This window comes from Lacticaseibacillus absianus, from assembly GCF_013407595.1.
Lineage (GTDB): Bacteria > Bacillota > Bacilli > Lactobacillales > Lactobacillaceae > Lacticaseibacillus > Lacticaseibacillus absianus.
In genome coordinates, this window is record NZ_JABEKX010000002.1 from 891,055 (window position 1) to 907,337 (window position 16,283).

Genomic DNA, 16,283 nt, shown 5'->3' on the forward strand with positions numbered 1-16,283 from the left:
CACGGCAACCAATTCAGTTGTAACGCCTAGCCGCGGCGCTGACGGGAGTCCGCCGAGCGCTTGAGGGCCTGACCGACGAAGTTGATCGACATGGACAGGACCAGCAGCAAGAGCGCGGCTGGCAGCCAGACCCACCAACGGTCAACGATGATCTCAGGCTGGGTCGCATACCCGATCAACGTCCCAAGCGACGGGGTGTTGTTCGGCAGACCGAAGCCCAGGAAGGCCAGCCCGGATTCGAGCCCGATGGAGCTCGCGATGGTCAGCGTCAAGTCGGTGATGATGATTGACGAGATGTTCGGCAGCACGCCGCCGAACATGATCCGCAGGTTCGAGGTCCCGGAAGTCTTGGAGGCCATGACATAGTCACGCCGCCCCTGTGACAGGACCTGCGACCGGATCAGACGGACCGTCCCCATCCAGGAGAACAGCGTCATGATCCCGATCAGCTTGAACTGGTTATAGTTCGGCACGATGGTGACCAGGACGATGATGATCAGGTTCCCTGGCAGAACCATCCAGAAGTCGACGACGCGCATGATCAGGTTGTCGACGAGGCCGCCGAAGTAGCCGGAGATCGTCCCGAGGACGATCCCGATCAGTTCGTTCAAGACCGCCACAGAGACCCCGATGAAGATCGAGTTGCGCGCGGCGACGACCAAGTACAAGAAGATGTCACGGCCACCATCATCGGTCCCCAGGATGAAACCGTTGACCCCTGGGGCCAAGTAGCGATCCATGATGTTGACCGAGGTGACGAGGTCGTTCGGGATGAAAAGCGTCCAGACGAAACTCCCGACCATGATGATCAACGCCAGGGCCAGCGAGACGATGGCCACCTTGTCCTTCAAGAATTCGCGCACGATCACCCGAAAGGCGGATGGCGATGGTTTGATTTCGGCGACTACAGCCGTCGTTTGGTTGTCATTGTTGTCCATTGTCATATCCCCCTTTCATTACTCGACACGGATGCGTGGGTCAACGATGCTCATGATGATGTCTGAGAGCAGGTTGCCCAGCAGCGTGAGGAAGCCGAATAGCAGCGTCAGTGCGGTGATCACGGAGTAGTCACGCGTCCCGATGGAGGAGATGAACAGTTGCCCCATCCCCTGATAAGAGAAGATGGTCTCGACGAAGATCGAGCCGCCGAGCAACCCTGTGATGGAGTTGCCCATGAACGCCGCGATCGGCAACAGGGAGTTACGCAGGATGTGCTTGGAGAAGACGACGCGCTCCGGCACCCCTTTAGAGCGGGCGGTGCGGACAAAGTCTTCGTTCGTGTTATCGATGACCCCGGCGCGCAGGTACTGGATCGTCCCAGACGTCGACAGTAACCCGGCGGTGATCGCCGGCAGCAGGATGTGCTGGATGCGACTCAAGAAGTACCCGAAGGTCCCCGGGTCTGCTTCAAGCGACACGTACCCCGACGTCGGGAACCATTCCAGCACGTACCCGAACAGTAACAGGGCAAACAGCAGGAACACGAAGCTCGGCACGGCAAGCAGGACGAAGGTGTAGACCTGGATCACTTTGTCGCGCATGGAATCTTCGAAGCGCCCAGCAATGACCCCAAGCGGGATCGCCACAGTGTACGCCACGATCAGCGTGACCAGTGACAGCCAGAAGGTGTTCACAGCCCGGTCGCCGATCAGGCCGGTGACTGGCCGCTTAAAGGCGTAGCTCTGGCCCATGTCCCCTTGGAACAGGTTCGCGACCCACCGGAAGTATTGGGTCCACCACGGGTCATTCAACCCGGCTTGCGCCCGAAGTTGGGCGATGTGGGCCGGGTCAGTTTGCGGTGTGATCAACCCCGTGAACGGATCCCCGGGCATCATCTTGGCCAGAACGAAGACCATGACGCTCAGCAGGATCAACTGTGGGATCATCACTAAAAATCGTCTCAGAATGGTTTTCCACATAGTCTACGCCTCCTCATCTTTCTTCAGCTCTGGCAGTGCCGCCCAGTGCGAATCAGTGATCTGCTGCAGGTCGTAGACACGGCCATTCTGGTCGTAGTAGCGGTTCTCTTCGTCCCGGAACTCCGCTTCGATCGCCTTGCGGTTCTCACGGTTGGCTTCACGGTTGGCCGGCTTGATGTCGGGGATCGCGGAGAGTAGCCGCTTCGTGTAGATATGGCGGGGATCGTTGTAGATGTCTTCACGGGAGCCGATCTCGACGAACCGCCCGCGGTGCATGATGGACATCGCCTTACACATGTGCTTGACGACCCCCAAGTCATGGGAGATGAAGAGGTAGGAGATGTTGTACTGCTCCTGGATCCGCTTCATGAAGTTCAGCACCTGCGCTTGAACGGACAAGTCCAGCGCCGAGACGGGTTCATCGGCGACGATCAGCTTCGGGTTGGTCGCAACGGCACGGGCGACGCCGATCCGCTGACGCTGCCCCCCGGAGAATTCGTGCGGGTACTTGTACATCGCATCGGATGGCATGCCGACGATGTCGAGCAGCTCCTGCACGCGCCGCCGTTCTTCATCCGGCGTCAGGCTGGAGAAGTTGCGGATTGGCTCTGCGATGATGTCTTCGATGCGCTTGCGCGGGTTCAGACTGGACAAGGAGTCTTGGAAGATCATCTGAACGTCCTTGTTGTACTGCAGGCGCTTGCGGTTGCTCGCCTTGGTGATGTCTTCGCCCTTGTAGAAGATGTGCCCCGAGGTGACCGGCTCCAAGCCGACGATGGCCTTACCGATCGTCGACTTCCCGGAACCGGATTCCCCGATCAGCCCGTAAGTTTCCCCTTCTTCAATGTCGAAGTTGACCCCGTCGACGGCCAGCACGTGGTCCGTCACGCGGTTCCAGAACCCGCTACGGATCGGGTAGTGGATCTTAAGATCTCGAATTTCAATTAATGCCATAAGCTACCCCTCCGTGGTCGTCGCTGGTTCGTCTTCGAAGTGGAACGTCTTGTAGCACGAGCACTGGACAAAATGGTCCGGTCCCACTTCGTGCATGTGTGGCTCCGCCTCATGTGCGTCGGCTGGGATCCACGGGATCCGTTCAGCAAAACGGCACCCCTTCACCTGCATGTTCTTCAAAGACGGTACGACCCCTTGGATCACGTGCAGCTCGTCGTCGTCGGAGTCCGCCTGAGGCATCGACCGGAGCAGGCTACGCGTGTACGGGTGCGTCGGGTGCTCGAAGACATCCTGCGCCGTCCCGAGTTCGACGATCTGACCGGCATACATGACCGCCACGCGGTCGGCTGTTTCGGCCACGACACCGAGGTCGTGGGTGATCAGGATGATCCCAGAGTGCGTTTCGGTCTGGATGTCGCGCAACAAATCCAGGATCTGCGCCTGGATCGTTACGTCCAGCGCGGTGGTCGGCTCATCGGCGATGATGATCGGCGGCTTGCAGGCGATCGCGATCGCGATCACGATCCGCTGCCGCATCCCACCAGACAGTTCGTGTGGATACTGACGGAAGACCCGCTGGGGGTTCGGGATGCCGACTTGCGCCAGCAGTTCCAGAACACGCGCATCGCGCTCTTCTTTCGACATCTTCGTGTGGTAGACGAGGGTCTCGGCGATCTGGTCGCCGATCCGCATCAGCGGGTTCAAAGCCGCCAGCGGATCTTGGAAGATCATACCGATATCGTTACCACGGATCCGGTTGTAGATCGGCTCGTTCAAGCCGACCAAGTTCAGGTTGTTGTACAAGATATCACCGGTCACCCGCGTGTTGAGCGGATTGTGTAGCCCGATGATACTGGTGGCCAGGGTACTTTTACCGGACCCGGACTCCCCCACGATCGCCAAGATTTCATCCTTGCGTAACGTGAGATTGACATCGTCGATCGCATCAAAAAAGTCGTCGCCGACTCGGAATGCGGTGTGAAGATGTTGAATATCTAAAAGCAGATCTTCTGGTTTTTCCACATAGACTCCCCCTTTGCTGACTCCGAATCGTGGTGCTGAAACTCGAAGATGAGAGCAAGATTAGACTTCAAATGAATTTATGAATCATTATATATAAGACTTTGCCGCTTTGCAAGGCCAACCGCGTCTTCGTAAGCCTTTTCATGCCGCCGCGGGGTATTTTTCATTTCGGTCCGGGGGGCTCACCGTTCTGTAATCATCGTACAGGGGGCCTAACCTGTCTCGAGATCGCGAACAAGTGTCTGCATTGACGCGTTTGGGCCGCCGAACGTCAAAAAAACCGCCTGCTCCCAGAGGGATGCAGGCGGGCCTGATTGACAGTCATTGTTGGTGGTTCAGGACGTACTGAACGGCATCGCCGACGGTTTCGATGTGCTCGGCGTCTTCGTCCGGGATCTCCGCCCCGAAAGTGTCCTCGAGTTCGAGCACGAATTCGACCGTATCGATCGAGTCCGCGTCGAGGTCCTTCTTGAAGCTCAGTTCGTTGGTGATCTTGTCTGCGGGGATCTGGAAGTGATCCTCGATCAGACTGGCGATCTTGCCAAATACTTCTTGCTCAGTCATGACACGGCTCCTCCTTATTTTTTCGACGCCCTCTAGCATACCCGATAGCGCCGAATTTGTCTAGACCGTTCCTACTCCGCGCTGCGGTGCGCGGCGAAGTAGTCCACGCTCTTGGCGACCGTGCCGTTGGCGACCATCGCGGCGACCTGCTTGATCGTGTAGTAGACCGCATCGGCATCCGCCCCACCGTGCGCCTTGACGACTGGGGCCTTGAGCCCAAGAAGCACCGCCCCACCATAGCTAGAGACGTCGAAGGTGTCGGCGATTCCGCGGATACTGCCCTTGAGCAGCAGGCCGCCGAGCTTGCCTTTGACCCCGCTGTCCATGATTGCGTGCTTGACGAGCCGCATGATCGACTTGGCCGTCCCTTCGATCGCCTTCAAGGCCGCGTTGCCGGTAAAGCCATCAGTGACGACGACATCGGCGACGCCTTGGAGCAGCGCGTCAGATTCCACGTTGCCGACGAACACGATCCCAGGCAGCTCACTCAGGAGCTGGTAGGTCTCCTGGTGCAGCGAATCGCCCTTGTTCGGCTCGGTCCCGTTGTTCAACAGAGCAACACGCGGCGACGCCACCCCGCGCAAGTCCCGGGCGTAAAAGTTGCCCATCACCGCGTACTGCACGAGCTGCGAGGCGCGGTTATCGGCGTTGGCTCCGACATCGAGCATGACGAAGCCGCGCCCGTCGACGGTCGGCAGCGTTGGCATCAGGCCAGGCCGGTCGATCCCCGGGATCCGGCCGACGATGAACAGGCCTGCTGCCAGTAACGCGCCGGTCGAGCCGAGGGAGAAGACCGCATCAGCGGCCCCGCTTTTGACCGCCTGGGCCGCTAGCACCATCGAGGCCTGTTTCTTGCGGCGGATCGCGCGAACTGGCTCATCCGTGCTCTCGATCTTCTCCGTCGTGTGGATCACGGTGATCTGCGCCGGGCTGTGCAGCAACGGGCGGATCTTCGTCTCATCCCCATACAGCAAGAACTCGACATCGCGCAACTCATCGCGCGCGCGCTCGACTCCTGCGATCACCACTTCGGGGGCGTGGTCGCCACCCATGGCGTCTACGGCAATTTTCACTTCCAACCACTCCTTTGTCGTGTGTCTAATAGGTCCACTGTGCGCCAATCCCGACCAAAAAGCAACCGTGACGGTCAGTCCAGCCGCCCGACCTGCCGCTGCATCCGCGCGAGGTACGCCCGTAGCGGGGCATATTCCGCAGCGTTCAGCGTTGGGTCCGCCTTGAACAAGGCGGCGGCGCTTTGCTGTGCGGCGGTCAGGGTGGCAAAATCGGCGACCGGGTCGCCGACCTTGAAGGCCGGCAGGCCACTTTGCTTATCGCCGAAGATATCCCCGGACCCGCGCAGTTCAAGGTCCTTCTCGGCCAGCTTGAAGCCGTCGGTGGTCGCGACCATCGTTTCCATCCGCTCGACGCCAGTATCGTTTTTGGGGTCTGCGATCAGGATGCAGTAGGCGGCGGCCTGGCCGCGCCCGACGCGGCCGCGCAGTTGGTGCAGCTGCGCCAGGCCGAAGCGGTCTGCATCGTAGATCATCATCACCGTCGCATTAGGCACGTCGACGCCGACTTCGACGACAGTGGTCGAGACCAGCAGCTGCACCTCGTTGGCGCTGAAGGCGCGCATGATCGCCTCTTTGTCGTCCGACTTCATCTGTCCGTGCAGAAGTGCCACGTGCCACTGGGGAAACGCCTGCGAGAGATCAGTGAACAGTTGCGCCGCGTTTTGCAGGTCGATCTTCTCGGACTCAGCGATCAGCGGGGTGATCGCAAACACCTGGTGCCCCGCCGACAGTTCCTGTTGCACCCGGGTCATCGCCGAGCGAAGCTGGTTCTTGCGCACCCAAGTGGTCGTGATCGGCTGGCGGCCGGCCGGCAGCTCGGTGATACTGGAGACATCCATCTCCCCGTAGGCCGTGATCGCCAGCGTCCGGGGGATCGGCGTCGCGGTCATCGCCAGCAGGTCGGGCTTGAGCCCTTTTTCCTGCAAGATCCGGCGCTGGTTGACCCCGAAGCGGTGCTGTTCGTCGATCACGACGAGCCCGAGGTTCGCGTAGTCGACCGCCGTCTGGATCAGCGCGTGGGTCCCGATCACGAGATCGATCTCGCCGCTGCGCAGGCCGTCAAGGATCGGCCGGCGCGCCTTGGCGGTCGTCGACCCGGTCAAAAGCGCCAGCTTGACGGGGAATTCCGCGAATAGCTTGGTCAGCTTCGCGAAGTGCTGCTCAGCCAACACTTCCGTTGGGACCATCAATGCAGCCTGATAGCGCGCCGTGACTGCCGCGTACATCGCGATCGCCGCGACAACCGTCTTACCCGAGCCAACATCCCCTTGCAGCAGTCGGTTCATGTGCCGCGGCGCGCGCAGGTCCGCGCAGATCTCGTTGACCACCTGCTTTTGCGCCCCAGTCAGCGCAAATGGCAGGGTCTGGATCAAGGCCCGCAGCGCCTGGTTGTCGTATGGGATCGCCAGGCCGTTGGCGGCCTGCTGATTGTCCGCACGCAGCGACTGAATCTGGCATTCGAACAGGAAGAACTCACGGAAGATCGCGGACCGCCGCGCGGCCTGGGCCTCCTGCAGGGAGTCGGGAAAGTGCATGCCGTGCACGATCTGGGCGTCACTCAGCAGACGGAACCGCTGCCGCAACGCCTGGGGGACGACGTTGCCGATCTCCGCTGACGCCTGCGCGTAGGCCGTCTGGACCAGCTCGACCAGCGTGCTCTGGCGGACGTGTTTGTTCGTCGGGTAGATCCCCGCCAGCGATGGCGCCGCTTCAGTCTGCGTCGCCAGCACCTTCATCCCTGTCATCGTGTGCCGCTTGGCGTCCCACTTGCCGTAGACTGCGGCGGCCATGCCCTCTTCGAACTTGTCTTTGAGCCACGGCTGGTTGAAAAAAGTGACCAGCACCACGGCATGGTCGACCTGCAGCTTGACGTTCAGCCGCGTCTTGCGCGCCCCGACGCGGGTGACGATCGGCGGGGCGACGATCACCCCTTTGAGCGTGATCTTCTCTTGATCGGCCGCTTCCGCCAGATCCTTGACCTGCAGATCATCGTAGCGAAACGGGAAGTAGAACAACAGGTCTCCGATCGTCTCGAGGCCCAGCGTCGCCAGCTGCTCGGCGCGCTTCGGTCCGACGCCCGGGAGCGCCGTCAATGGGTCGGCTAGCATCCCGCCCCTCCTTTCTCAGTTGTGACTATACTATAGTAGAAAAAGCAAAGGGCCGGAAACCACCAGCTTCCAGCCCTTGCGCTTATTCAACGGAGACCAAGTACGGATACACTGGCTGGTCGCCGGTGTGGATCTCCACCTCCACGTCCGGGTTGGCCGCCGTGACCGCCGCCGAGATCGCCTCAGCTTCTGCCGACGTGCCGTCCTGCCCAACGATCAGCGTGATGATCTCAGCGTCCTCATCGAGCATCGTGTCGATCATCTCGATGGTTGCCTGCGTGCGATCGGCGATCGAGACCTTGATCTTGTTGTCGATGATGCCCATCCAATCGTCCTTGTGGATCTCGAGCCCGTCGATCGTCGTGTCCCGGATCGCCTGGGTGACCGCGCCAGAGACCACGTTCGCCAGCTCGGCGGTCATCGCCTCGGCGTTGTCGGCCAAGGTTCCTTCCGGATTGAAGCCGAGCATTGCCGTCAACCCCTGGTTGATCGTGCGCGAGCGGACCAACGCCACGTCGACGGTCGCGGCCTTCGCCGCCTCCTCTGCCGCCATGAAGATGTTGCTGTTGTTAGGCAACACAAGCACGTTTTTGGCGTGCGCGGCAGTGATCGCCTCGAGGATGTCATTGGTGCTCGGGTTCATCGTCTGCCCGCCGTTCAAGACGTAAGCGACGCCCAGGCTCTTGTACAGCTCGCCCAGCCCAGCCCCGGCCGCGATGGCGACCACGGCGATCTCAGCTAGCGGCTGCGGCTGTGCGGCCTGTTGCTCCTCACGCTCAATGATCGACTCATGCTGTAGCCGCATGTTGTCGACCTTGATCTTCTCCAGCGTGCCGAACTGCTGCCCGTACTTGAAGACCGTGCCCGGGTGCTCCGTGTGGACATGGACCTTGACCACCTCATCATCGGCGACGACCAGTGTCGAATCGCCGAGCTTGTTCAGGTAGGTGCGGAAGGTCTCGTAGTCGAACGGCTTCGGGTCCGCCCCTTCTCCCAGGTTGACCATCATCTCCGTGCAGTAGCCGTACACGATATCATCCGGGTTCAGCTGCGTCTGTGCGCCTTGGTGGTGCGTGGCGTTGACCATCTCACCCATCTCGGTCTCATCCGGCACATAGGCATCGTCGCTGGTCTCCCCGCTCAGCCCTTCCCGGAAGCCCTCGTAGATGAAGACGAGGCCCTGGCCACCGGAGTCGACCACGCCGACTTCCTTGAGCACCGGCAGCAAGTCTGGCGTCTTCGCCAGCGCACGCTTGGCCGCCTTGACCACCGCAGTCATCACCTCGACGGCGTCATCGGTCGTCGCGGCCGCCTTGAGGCCCGCCTTGGCGCCTTCACGGGCCACCGTCAGGATCGTGCCTTCGACCGGCTTCATCACCGCTTTGTAGGCCGTCTCGACGCCGCCAGCGAAGGCGTCGGCGAGGTCTTGTGCAGACAGCGTCGACTTCTTCTCAACGCTCTTGGCAAACCCGCGGAACAGCTGGCTGGAGATCACGCCGGAGTTCCCCCGTGCGCCCATCAGCAAGCCCTTGCCTAGGTGCTTGGCCAGTTCCCCGACATGGTCGCTGTCACTTTCGAGCACCGCCTTGGCCCCGGTCTGGAACGTCAGGTTCATGTTCGTCCCGGTATCGCCATCTGGCACGGGAAAAACGTTCAAAGAGTTGACAAACTCTGCATTTTTCTTGATGCGGTGTGCCGCGACACGGATCATGTCTTGGAACTTCGCCGCGTTGATTTCGGTTACTTCCACTGGGATATTGCCTCCATTGCTCAACTCTCACGTCGCCTGCCACGGTGCCGGCCAGCGGCGTGAGAGTAACTTGTTGACTAGTCTTCGTTTTGGACCCGCACACCTTGGACGATCACGGTCACTTCATTGGCTGTCACGCCCAGCATAGTCTCAAGGTTGTACTTGACCTTGTCCTGGACGTTGCGGCAGACCTCGGAGATCTTGGTGCCGTAGCCGACGACGATGTTGACCTCGACGTTGACGCCGTTATCCGCCTGGCGGACAACGACCCCGCGCAGGTAATTCTCGCGCTTCAAAATGTCGTTCAGGTTGTCGCGGATCTGGTTTCTGCTGGCCATGCCAACGATGCCGTAGATATCCGTCGCCGCACCGCCGACCACTGTCGCAATGACGTTGTTGGAGATATCGATGATCCCATACTTGGTTTTGATTTTGACCGCCATGTCTTGACCTCCTATTGACTGGCTCGGCGCCAAACGCGCCAAGCCGCACTACTTAACAACTAGTTTAGCATAGGCCGGAATGTTTGGAAAGCGCGCCCCATCCGCTTATCCACCCCTGTCAAGTAAAATAACTTGGCAAAACTTCTTGCATTCCCGCTGTGCCTATGATAAGTTAGTTGAGTGAAAAATTCGCAGCTTGCGGATAAGCAAGGAGGTCCGAGAATTGGCAAAAGACGTAATCACAGGGCGCCACACCGTATTTGGCAACAAGCGTTCCCACGCTTTGAACTCCAGCCGTCGCTCCTGGAAGGCAAACCTGCAAAAGGTTCGCATCCTCGTGGATGGCAAGCCGAAGCGCGTTTGGGTATCTGCCCGCGCATTGAAATCAGGTAAAGTGACTCGGGTCTAGTCCCGAGCTAAAGATCAGCCCCTCACCAGCCGGTGAGGGGCTTTTTTTGATGTGACGGCCCCAAAGGCTGGCGCTGCCCTGCGCACTCGGCGCCATGCGTCTCAACCCTGGTCGCGCGGCAATAGGCCCCCCTCAGCCCGCAGCGCTCACTCGACGTCGCGCGGCAGTGGAAGCCAGCCGACGAGTTGCTTCAACGCCCGGGTGACCACCGCCGCCAGTCCGAGCTGACGCGCCGGTAGCGCCTGCGGGACCGCACTGGCCTGTGGCCGATACGGGACCGCCGCCACGTGGTGCGGTGAACGCGCCGGCGCCACCCCGGCCCATGGGTTCAGCGGGGTGTACGTAACGATCACCGGATCAGCCGGGTCGGCCGGGACGCGTAGCGGCTCGATTACACGGGTGTAGCCGGCATACTCCGGGTAGTCAGCGATCGGCTGGCCCTGCAGCCCGTAGACCTGCTGGCCCTCGACCAGGCTCTGCCCGCTTTCATCCATCGGGTACATCGTGTACGCCAACACCCGAGGCAGGTACGTGACCGTGATGAAGCGGTGGACCGGTCGCGTGAACCCCGGGGCAAGCGGCAGCGCGGCGACGTTGCGATCCGCGACGAAGCCCGTGACCCCCGGCGCGACCAAGGCGGGAAAATCCCCCATCGGCGCAAACCCGATGATCCGATCGCGTCCGACCTTGCCGGCTAGCACCTGCACCGTGACCTTCTGGACGATCGGCGCGGGTGTCTGCGCGCCGGCGCCCATGAACGTGATCGTGCGTGTGACCGTGATCGTCCGCGCCGTCGCCTCCGGCATCACCACGAGTCGTCCAGCGGTGTAATGTGCTTGGCTGAGGTCGAGCGCCGGGTTCGCCAGTTGAAGCATCAGCTTCCCTTGCGCCGTCAACGTGATCGCATGGCTGCCGACCGTCAGGGGACCGTCGATCGCAAAATCGGCCGGTGCCCAGACCGGTGCGGTCAGGCCCGTCGTCATCACCACCGGAAAGACCGCCGGTGGCACTTCACCAGCCATCAACGGGTGTGTCCCGATCTTGATCTCCATTGCCTGCCCTCCTCACTTCACCCGCTCGAACGTCGACCCGGGATAGACCCAAAACTCGTACTGCTGCGTCAGCTGGCCGGCGCGCTTCACGAAGCCGCCGATCCGCTGGACCGTTACCCCGCCCTTGCCCGTCGTGGTCCCAACGGCCTGAAAAACGACCAGACCCTTGTGCTTGAGTTCCTTGGGGTGTGCGGCGTAGTAATGGTCGACCAGGCGGACCGCATCGTCTCGCGTGGGCCGCTGACCGCTCGCCGAGTGCACCTTAGGCGCCTGGCGCGGGACCGTGGCCGCCGGCGTCGTGGCGGCAGGATGAAGCTGACCGAGCGCAACGGTCCCGATCAAGGCGGCCCCGCCGATGATCAGCAGCGCCCGCGCCGCAAAGATCGCCTGGATCAACTGCCGCTGCTGCGTGCGCCCCTGGCTGTGGCGCACCACGAAGACATAGCGCCAGATGAAGCCGATCAGCGTTGCCCCAAGCGCCACACTTAGGCCCCAGATCAAAAACCGCTGTCCTGCCATTTCCCCACCTCCGTCTAGTTACCATTATACATGGCCACACCCCGCCGTGGGACCCAAAACCGCGGGCCCGTCGCCAAGGACGCAAAAAGACCCCGCTACGCGGGGTCTTTGAGTGGTGTGCGCAGACTAACTTAGGCGCGCTTCTTCAGAGAAGTGCCTGCCAGGCCGAACAGCGCACCGATGACCGCAACGACCCCAAGGGACGAAGCGATCGGGTTCACGCTGTCGCCGGTCTGAGGCAGTGCCGCCTTAGCCGCCTTGGCAGCAGGCGTGGTCGCAGCAACGGCCTTGACCGTCTTCTTAGCGACTGGCGTCGGAGTCGGCGTCTTCGCGGCTTCGGCTGCCTTAGCCGCCTTTTCGGACGCTAACGTGGACAGGTTCGGGGTGTCCGCGATGCTGCCGCCGCGAGCTGCGTCACTGGCGATCGTGGACTTGTTCGGGGTGTCGGCAATGCTGCCGCCACGGGCCGCGTCACTGGCGATCGTGGACTTGTTCGGGGTGTCGGCAATGTTGCCGCCGCGAGCTGCGTCTTCAGCGATCTTAGCCTTCAGCGCCTGGACCCGTTCGGTCACAGCCTTCAGGGCATCGTAGTCCAGATCGAAGTAAACCCCATCGTCGTCGACCTTGACCTCAGCAGAGTTGAAGAGGTAGTCGATGTCACCGTTGAACGTGCGGCCCGTTTCTGGGTCGATCGCTTCGCCAACAGGTGCGACCGCAGCCTTGCCCTGGCTCTTCAGCAGTTCCTTGACGCCGCTAACGACTGGCTTGAGGTAGTTGTACAGGTCCTTGCGGGACGTGATCTTACCTTCGTTGACCAGCTGCTTCGCGTAGTCGAAGTCGCCGTTGAACGTGCGGCCGGTCGCGGTGTCCGTCTCTTCACCGTATTCGCTCAGACGGTCCTTGTTGTCCTGGATGCGGGCAAGCAGATCGTTGACGACGGTGGCCTTGGCGTCCTTGGCGGCAGCAGCAAGCTTGGCCGCTGCGTCAGCGACTTTATCCTGCAAGGCCTGCACGTTGTAAACGCCAATGTAATACTTGTTGTTCGCCTGGTCCCAGGTGACTTTGGTCTTGTCGACACGGTAGCCGGCAGGCACTTCGGCGAATACCTTGTCTAAGCTGACGCCTTCGTTCTTGCCCACGGTAAACGAGGTCTGAACCACGACGTTCAAATACGTGTCGGAAGACTCAGACGTCGTGTCGATGAAGTCGACCTTGATGGTCTTGGTCGTGGCCGCCTTGGCACGCGCCAGAACGGCCGCGTACTCCGTCGTGTCCAGGTCGATCCGGACACCCTCGAACTCTGGGTCCACCGAAACAGCGGCGGTGTTGAACAAGTTGTCCATGTCACCGTTGAACGTGCGGCCAGTTTCAGGGTCCGTCAGGTTAGCGGCTTCGCCAAGCTGTTGCTTCGCCTGCGCCTTAGCGTATTCCTTGTAGCCGTTGGCCATCGGCAGCATGGCTGTCAGGAGTTGTTCCTTAGTCGTGATCGCGCCACTCTCGACCTGTGCGTTGATGGCGTCGACGTCGCCGTAGAATGTCTTATTGGTGACAGTGTCCTTCACCCCACCGATCGAGCCGATCTGAGACTTGACACTTGCAACTGCCGCGAGCAGGTCCGCTTTAGTGGTCGTGCTGGTGGCCACCGGTGCGGTTTCACTAGCAGATACAGTTTGCGTCCCCAAGGCTTGGACACTGAACAGGGTTGCAGCCGCGACCCCGGCAGCGATCCAAGTCTTGTGAGCTTTGTACAATTTCTTTGCCCCTTGACGATCCTTCATATCAAATTCATCCTATAAGAAAAAGCAATTTTTGTATCCGCAGTAAGACGATATGTTTGGCAGAGCGCGCCTAAATACACGGATATCATCTGAATTGTAAGCCCACAATTCATAAAAGTCCACGAATTTTAAACATATAAAATTAATGGCTATATTATTTAGTGGTATTAAAATTATGTTTTCAAATCTGCAACAAAACTTGTTCAGGGGATTTCATATCCGCCGCAGAAAAAAACCGTTTTCGTCGCCACGAACTTTTTTCTTTGCGAAAACTAATCACAAACTAATTCTCCATTTATAAAAACGCCACCATTCAGGTGATTCGTGCGTTACTGCACATTAGGGTCTGGGCGCACACCGCGGCCTGCGCTTGTGCTCAGTTAAGCCAACACGTATGGTCACGATTATCGATCGGTGGGCTTTGGCCGTATGGCCCACCCCAAACGGGGCCAAAGCGCGCGTGTTGCCGTGTTATTTATTACGAAAACATTTCCGCCGACAAAACCGCGCTTTTGTTTTTTTTTAACCTGTTGGGCCACGCAAAAAGCCCTGTCGTGACAGGGCTTGAGCGGTATACCTTAGAAATCTGTCTGTTGATCGAACTGATTGCCCGGATAGACCCAGAATTCGTACCGCTGGACCATCTGATCGCCTTGCTTGACGAAGCCCCCCACCCGGTGCACGGGTAAGCTGGCATTGCCGGTTGTGTCGCCCAGGTAGCGGTACGTGACTGCCTTATCCGTCTTCAGCTGATCGGCGTGCTGCGCGTAGTAGTCCTCGACCAGTTGGACCGCGGCGCGCGTTGCCGCCGTCTCCTGCACCGCGCGACTGGACGTGCTGCTGGTCTCGCTGGTCGTCTGCGCGGCGGCCTGCGACGCGCGCACCGACTTCGACGTGTGCGCCGCGCGCTTCTTCGGCTGAGTGGCCGTCTGCCGCTGCGTCTGCGCGTGCGGTGCGAAGTGCGGCCAGAGTCGGTCATAGCCGACGACTGCGACTAGCACCACCGCGATCAGCACCATGAAGTGCCGCGTCCCGGCGATCAACCGGCTCAGCTTGCCGCGCTGAGACCGGCCGCGCAGCGTTTTGGCCGCATGCACGTAGCGGAAGTAATAGACCACCACCGCCAAGACCAACAGCGCGACCAGCCCCAGTTCGCGCACCAAGAGATTATTCGCTAACGTTCGTGCCCATTCACCCACCCAGATGTCCTCCTATGCCTCGATTAGGTCCATTATACCAACAGCACACGCACTTGAGGGGATCAATCTCCGTAAAAATGGGACACATCTACTGGTTCAGTTGTCGCGGGTCTGGCCGATGCGATCATTCGACTCGATCACGGCAACCGTCCCCTGCGTCCAGCTGATGACCACCGGCGTCGCGTCGACAAACTCGTTGGACGCCCAAGCAAACGGGGTCTGACTCGACCAGTCGTGCAACGGATACTTGGCCCCAGTAATGGTCAAGTGAGCGATCGCTGTCAGCGGCACGATCCCCAAGTATCGGTATGTCGAGTCCGGCTGCAACTGATGGGAGCCGGCGGTGAAGAACCGGACCCGATTCTGTCGGTCCAACAGCTCGATCCGCGCCGCGTCGGCAGCGAAGCGCGGCTGCGTCGCCAAGAATAGGTTGGCCAGCAGGTGATCCAGCCGGCCACCGGTCGCCCCGATCAGCCGGACGCGGGTCGCCCCGGCGGCCAAGGCCAGCCGGACTGCCATTTCTGTATCCGTCTCGTCTTTTTCCGCCGGCGCCGTGTGCAGTTCGGCGACTGCGGCGGCGACAGTCACGCGCTCCGCCGGGGTGAGCGAATCGAAGTCCCCGACCGCCAGGACCGGGGTGATGCCCGCCTTCAGCAAGCGCAGCGTGCCGCGGTCGACCCCGACCCAGTCGCCCGCCAGTTGCGGCCAATCGGTCGGCAATGCCGCGGCCGGCCCGCCGACCATCAGATTCAGCGTCGTCATCAGGCGCGCCGCAACGCCGCGATCCGGGCAGCCGGGTCGTCTGATGCGTAGACGTAAGACCCCGCCACAAGGATATCGGCCCCAGCCTCAAGCACGACCGGCGCCGTCTGGTCGGTGATCCCGCCATCGACTTCGATCGCATAGTGGTACCCATTGGTCTGACGCAACGCCGCCAGTGCGGCGACCTTGGCCGCCATGTCCGGCAGGAACTGCTGGCCCCCAAACCCGGGGTTCACGGTCATCACTAGGACCTGATCGACGATCGGCAGCAGCGGCTGAAGCGTGTCGACGGCAGTCCCTGGGTTGAGCACGACGCCTGCCCGGCAGCCCGCGTAGCGGATCGCCTGCATGGTCCCATAAATATGCGGCGTCGCCTCAACGTGCACCATCAGCGTGTCCGCACCAGCCTTAGCGAATTCCGGGATCCAGAGGCTCGGATCGTCCACCATCAGATGGACATCCAGCCCGAGGTTGGTGACCGGGCGGATCGCCGCGACCATGCTCGGCCCAAAGGTCAGATTCGGGACGAAATGGCCGTCCATCACATCCACGTGCAACAGATCGGCACCGGCGGTCTCGACCAAGCGAATGTCTCGCGCCAGGTTGGCAAAGTCGGCGCTCAGGATCGAAGGCGCAATTTTCATCAGTGTGTCCTCCTTGGAACTCTTCTTGTCTCCAGCATAGCGCAGACCCCACGGATGCGCCACTGTTTTGCTTTCGTTCACTTAAT

The 16,283-nt window shown here is 60.6% G+C and carries 16 protein-coding genes; 1 reads left to right on the top strand and 15 read right to left on the bottom strand.

What is annotated here, in order from left to right; all coding sequences use genetic code 11:
* Positions 1-26: 26 nt before the first annotated feature.
* The 9 genes from HII33_RS09575 to HII33_RS09615 form a co-directional block, all read right to left on the bottom strand.
* Positions 27-938: an ABC transporter permease gene (locus HII33_RS09575; protein ID WP_179395572.1), complete on the bottom strand. Its 912-nt coding sequence runs from the start codon at positions 936-938 to the stop codon at positions 27-29.
* Positions 939-956: 18 nt separating this feature from the next.
* A complete protein-coding gene (gene opp4B / locus HII33_RS09580) occupies positions 957-1,919 on the bottom strand; it encodes an oligopeptide ABC transporter permease (RefSeq protein ID WP_179395573.1) in 963 nt (320 codons plus the stop codon).
* A 3-nt stretch (positions 1,920-1,922) separates the two neighbouring features.
* On the bottom strand, positions 1,923-2,873 hold the full coding sequence (locus HII33_RS09585) for an ABC transporter ATP-binding protein (RefSeq protein WP_179395574.1): 951 nt from the start codon (positions 2,871-2,873) through the stop codon (positions 1,923-1,925).
* Positions 2,874-2,876: 3 nt separating this feature from the next.
* The gene (locus HII33_RS09590) at positions 2,877-3,896 is read right to left on the bottom strand and encodes an oligopeptide/dipeptide ABC transporter ATP-binding protein (RefSeq protein ID WP_179395575.1); all 1,020 of its coding nucleotides are present in this window, start codon (positions 3,894-3,896) and stop codon (positions 2,877-2,879) included.
* Positions 3,897-4,217: 321 nt separating this feature from the next.
* Positions 4,218-4,460 carry an acyl carrier protein gene (acpP, locus tag HII33_RS09595; RefSeq protein ID WP_179395576.1) on the bottom strand — a complete coding sequence of 81 codons (243 nt, stop codon included), beginning with the start codon at positions 4,458-4,460 and terminating at the stop codon, positions 4,218-4,220.
* Between the two features lie 71 nt (positions 4,461-4,531).
* Entirely contained in the window at positions 4,532-5,533 is a 1,002-nt protein-coding gene (gene plsX / locus HII33_RS09600; RefSeq protein ID WP_179395577.1) for a phosphate acyltransferase PlsX, read from the bottom strand.
* Positions 5,534-5,607: 74 nt separating this feature from the next.
* Entirely contained in the window at positions 5,608-7,641 is a 2,034-nt protein-coding gene (gene recG, locus HII33_RS09605; RefSeq protein WP_179395578.1) for an ATP-dependent DNA helicase RecG, read from the bottom strand.
* Positions 7,642-7,723: 82 nt separating this feature from the next.
* Positions 7,724-9,391, bottom strand: coding sequence for a DAK2 domain-containing protein (locus tag HII33_RS09610; protein WP_179395579.1), 1,668 nt, complete (start codon positions 9,389-9,391; stop codon positions 7,724-7,726).
* Positions 9,392-9,468: 77 nt separating this feature from the next.
* Positions 9,469-9,834 (bottom strand): Asp23/Gls24 family envelope stress response protein, encoded by a 366-nt coding sequence (locus tag HII33_RS09615; RefSeq protein WP_179395580.1) that lies wholly within the window; start codon positions 9,832-9,834, stop codon positions 9,469-9,471.
* Between the two features lie 223 nt (positions 9,835-10,057).
* Here HII33_RS09615 and rpmB point away from each other — a divergent pair, with 223 nt between their 5' ends.
* Positions 10,058-10,243 (top strand): 50S ribosomal protein L28, encoded by a 186-nt coding sequence (gene rpmB / locus HII33_RS09620; RefSeq protein ID WP_179395581.1) that lies wholly within the window; start codon positions 10,058-10,060, stop codon positions 10,241-10,243.
* Between the two features lie 146 nt (positions 10,244-10,389).
* Here rpmB and HII33_RS09625 read toward each other — a convergent pair whose 3' ends face one another.
* From HII33_RS09625 to rpe, 6 genes are all read right to left on the bottom strand, one after another.
* Positions 10,390-11,295: a hypothetical protein gene (locus HII33_RS09625; RefSeq protein ID WP_179395582.1), complete on the bottom strand. Its 906-nt coding sequence runs from the start codon at positions 11,293-11,295 to the stop codon at positions 10,390-10,392.
* Positions 11,296-11,307: 12 nt separating this feature from the next.
* Entirely contained in the window at positions 11,308-11,814 is a 507-nt protein-coding gene (locus tag HII33_RS09630; protein WP_179395583.1) for a hypothetical protein, read from the bottom strand.
* Positions 11,815-11,945: 131 nt separating this feature from the next.
* Complete coding sequence (locus HII33_RS09635; protein WP_179395584.1) at positions 11,946-13,592, bottom strand: KxYKxGKxW signal peptide domain-containing protein; 1,647 nt, start codon at positions 13,590-13,592, stop codon at positions 11,946-11,948.
* Positions 13,593-14,170: 578 nt separating this feature from the next.
* Positions 14,171-14,791, bottom strand: coding sequence for a hypothetical protein (locus HII33_RS09640; RefSeq protein ID WP_179395585.1), 621 nt, complete (start codon positions 14,789-14,791; stop codon positions 14,171-14,173).
* 96 nt (positions 14,792-14,887) lie between these two features.
* A complete protein-coding gene (locus tag HII33_RS09645) occupies positions 14,888-15,553 on the bottom strand; it encodes a thiamine diphosphokinase (protein ID WP_179395586.1) in 666 nt (221 codons plus the stop codon).
* Positions 15,553-16,197 carry a ribulose-phosphate 3-epimerase gene (rpe, locus tag HII33_RS09650; RefSeq protein ID WP_179395587.1) on the bottom strand — a complete coding sequence of 215 codons (645 nt, stop codon included), beginning with the start codon at positions 16,195-16,197 and terminating at the stop codon, positions 15,553-15,555. Before rpe ends, HII33_RS09645 begins: the two co-directional genes overlap by 1 nt.
* Positions 16,198-16,283: the final 86 nt, after the last annotated feature.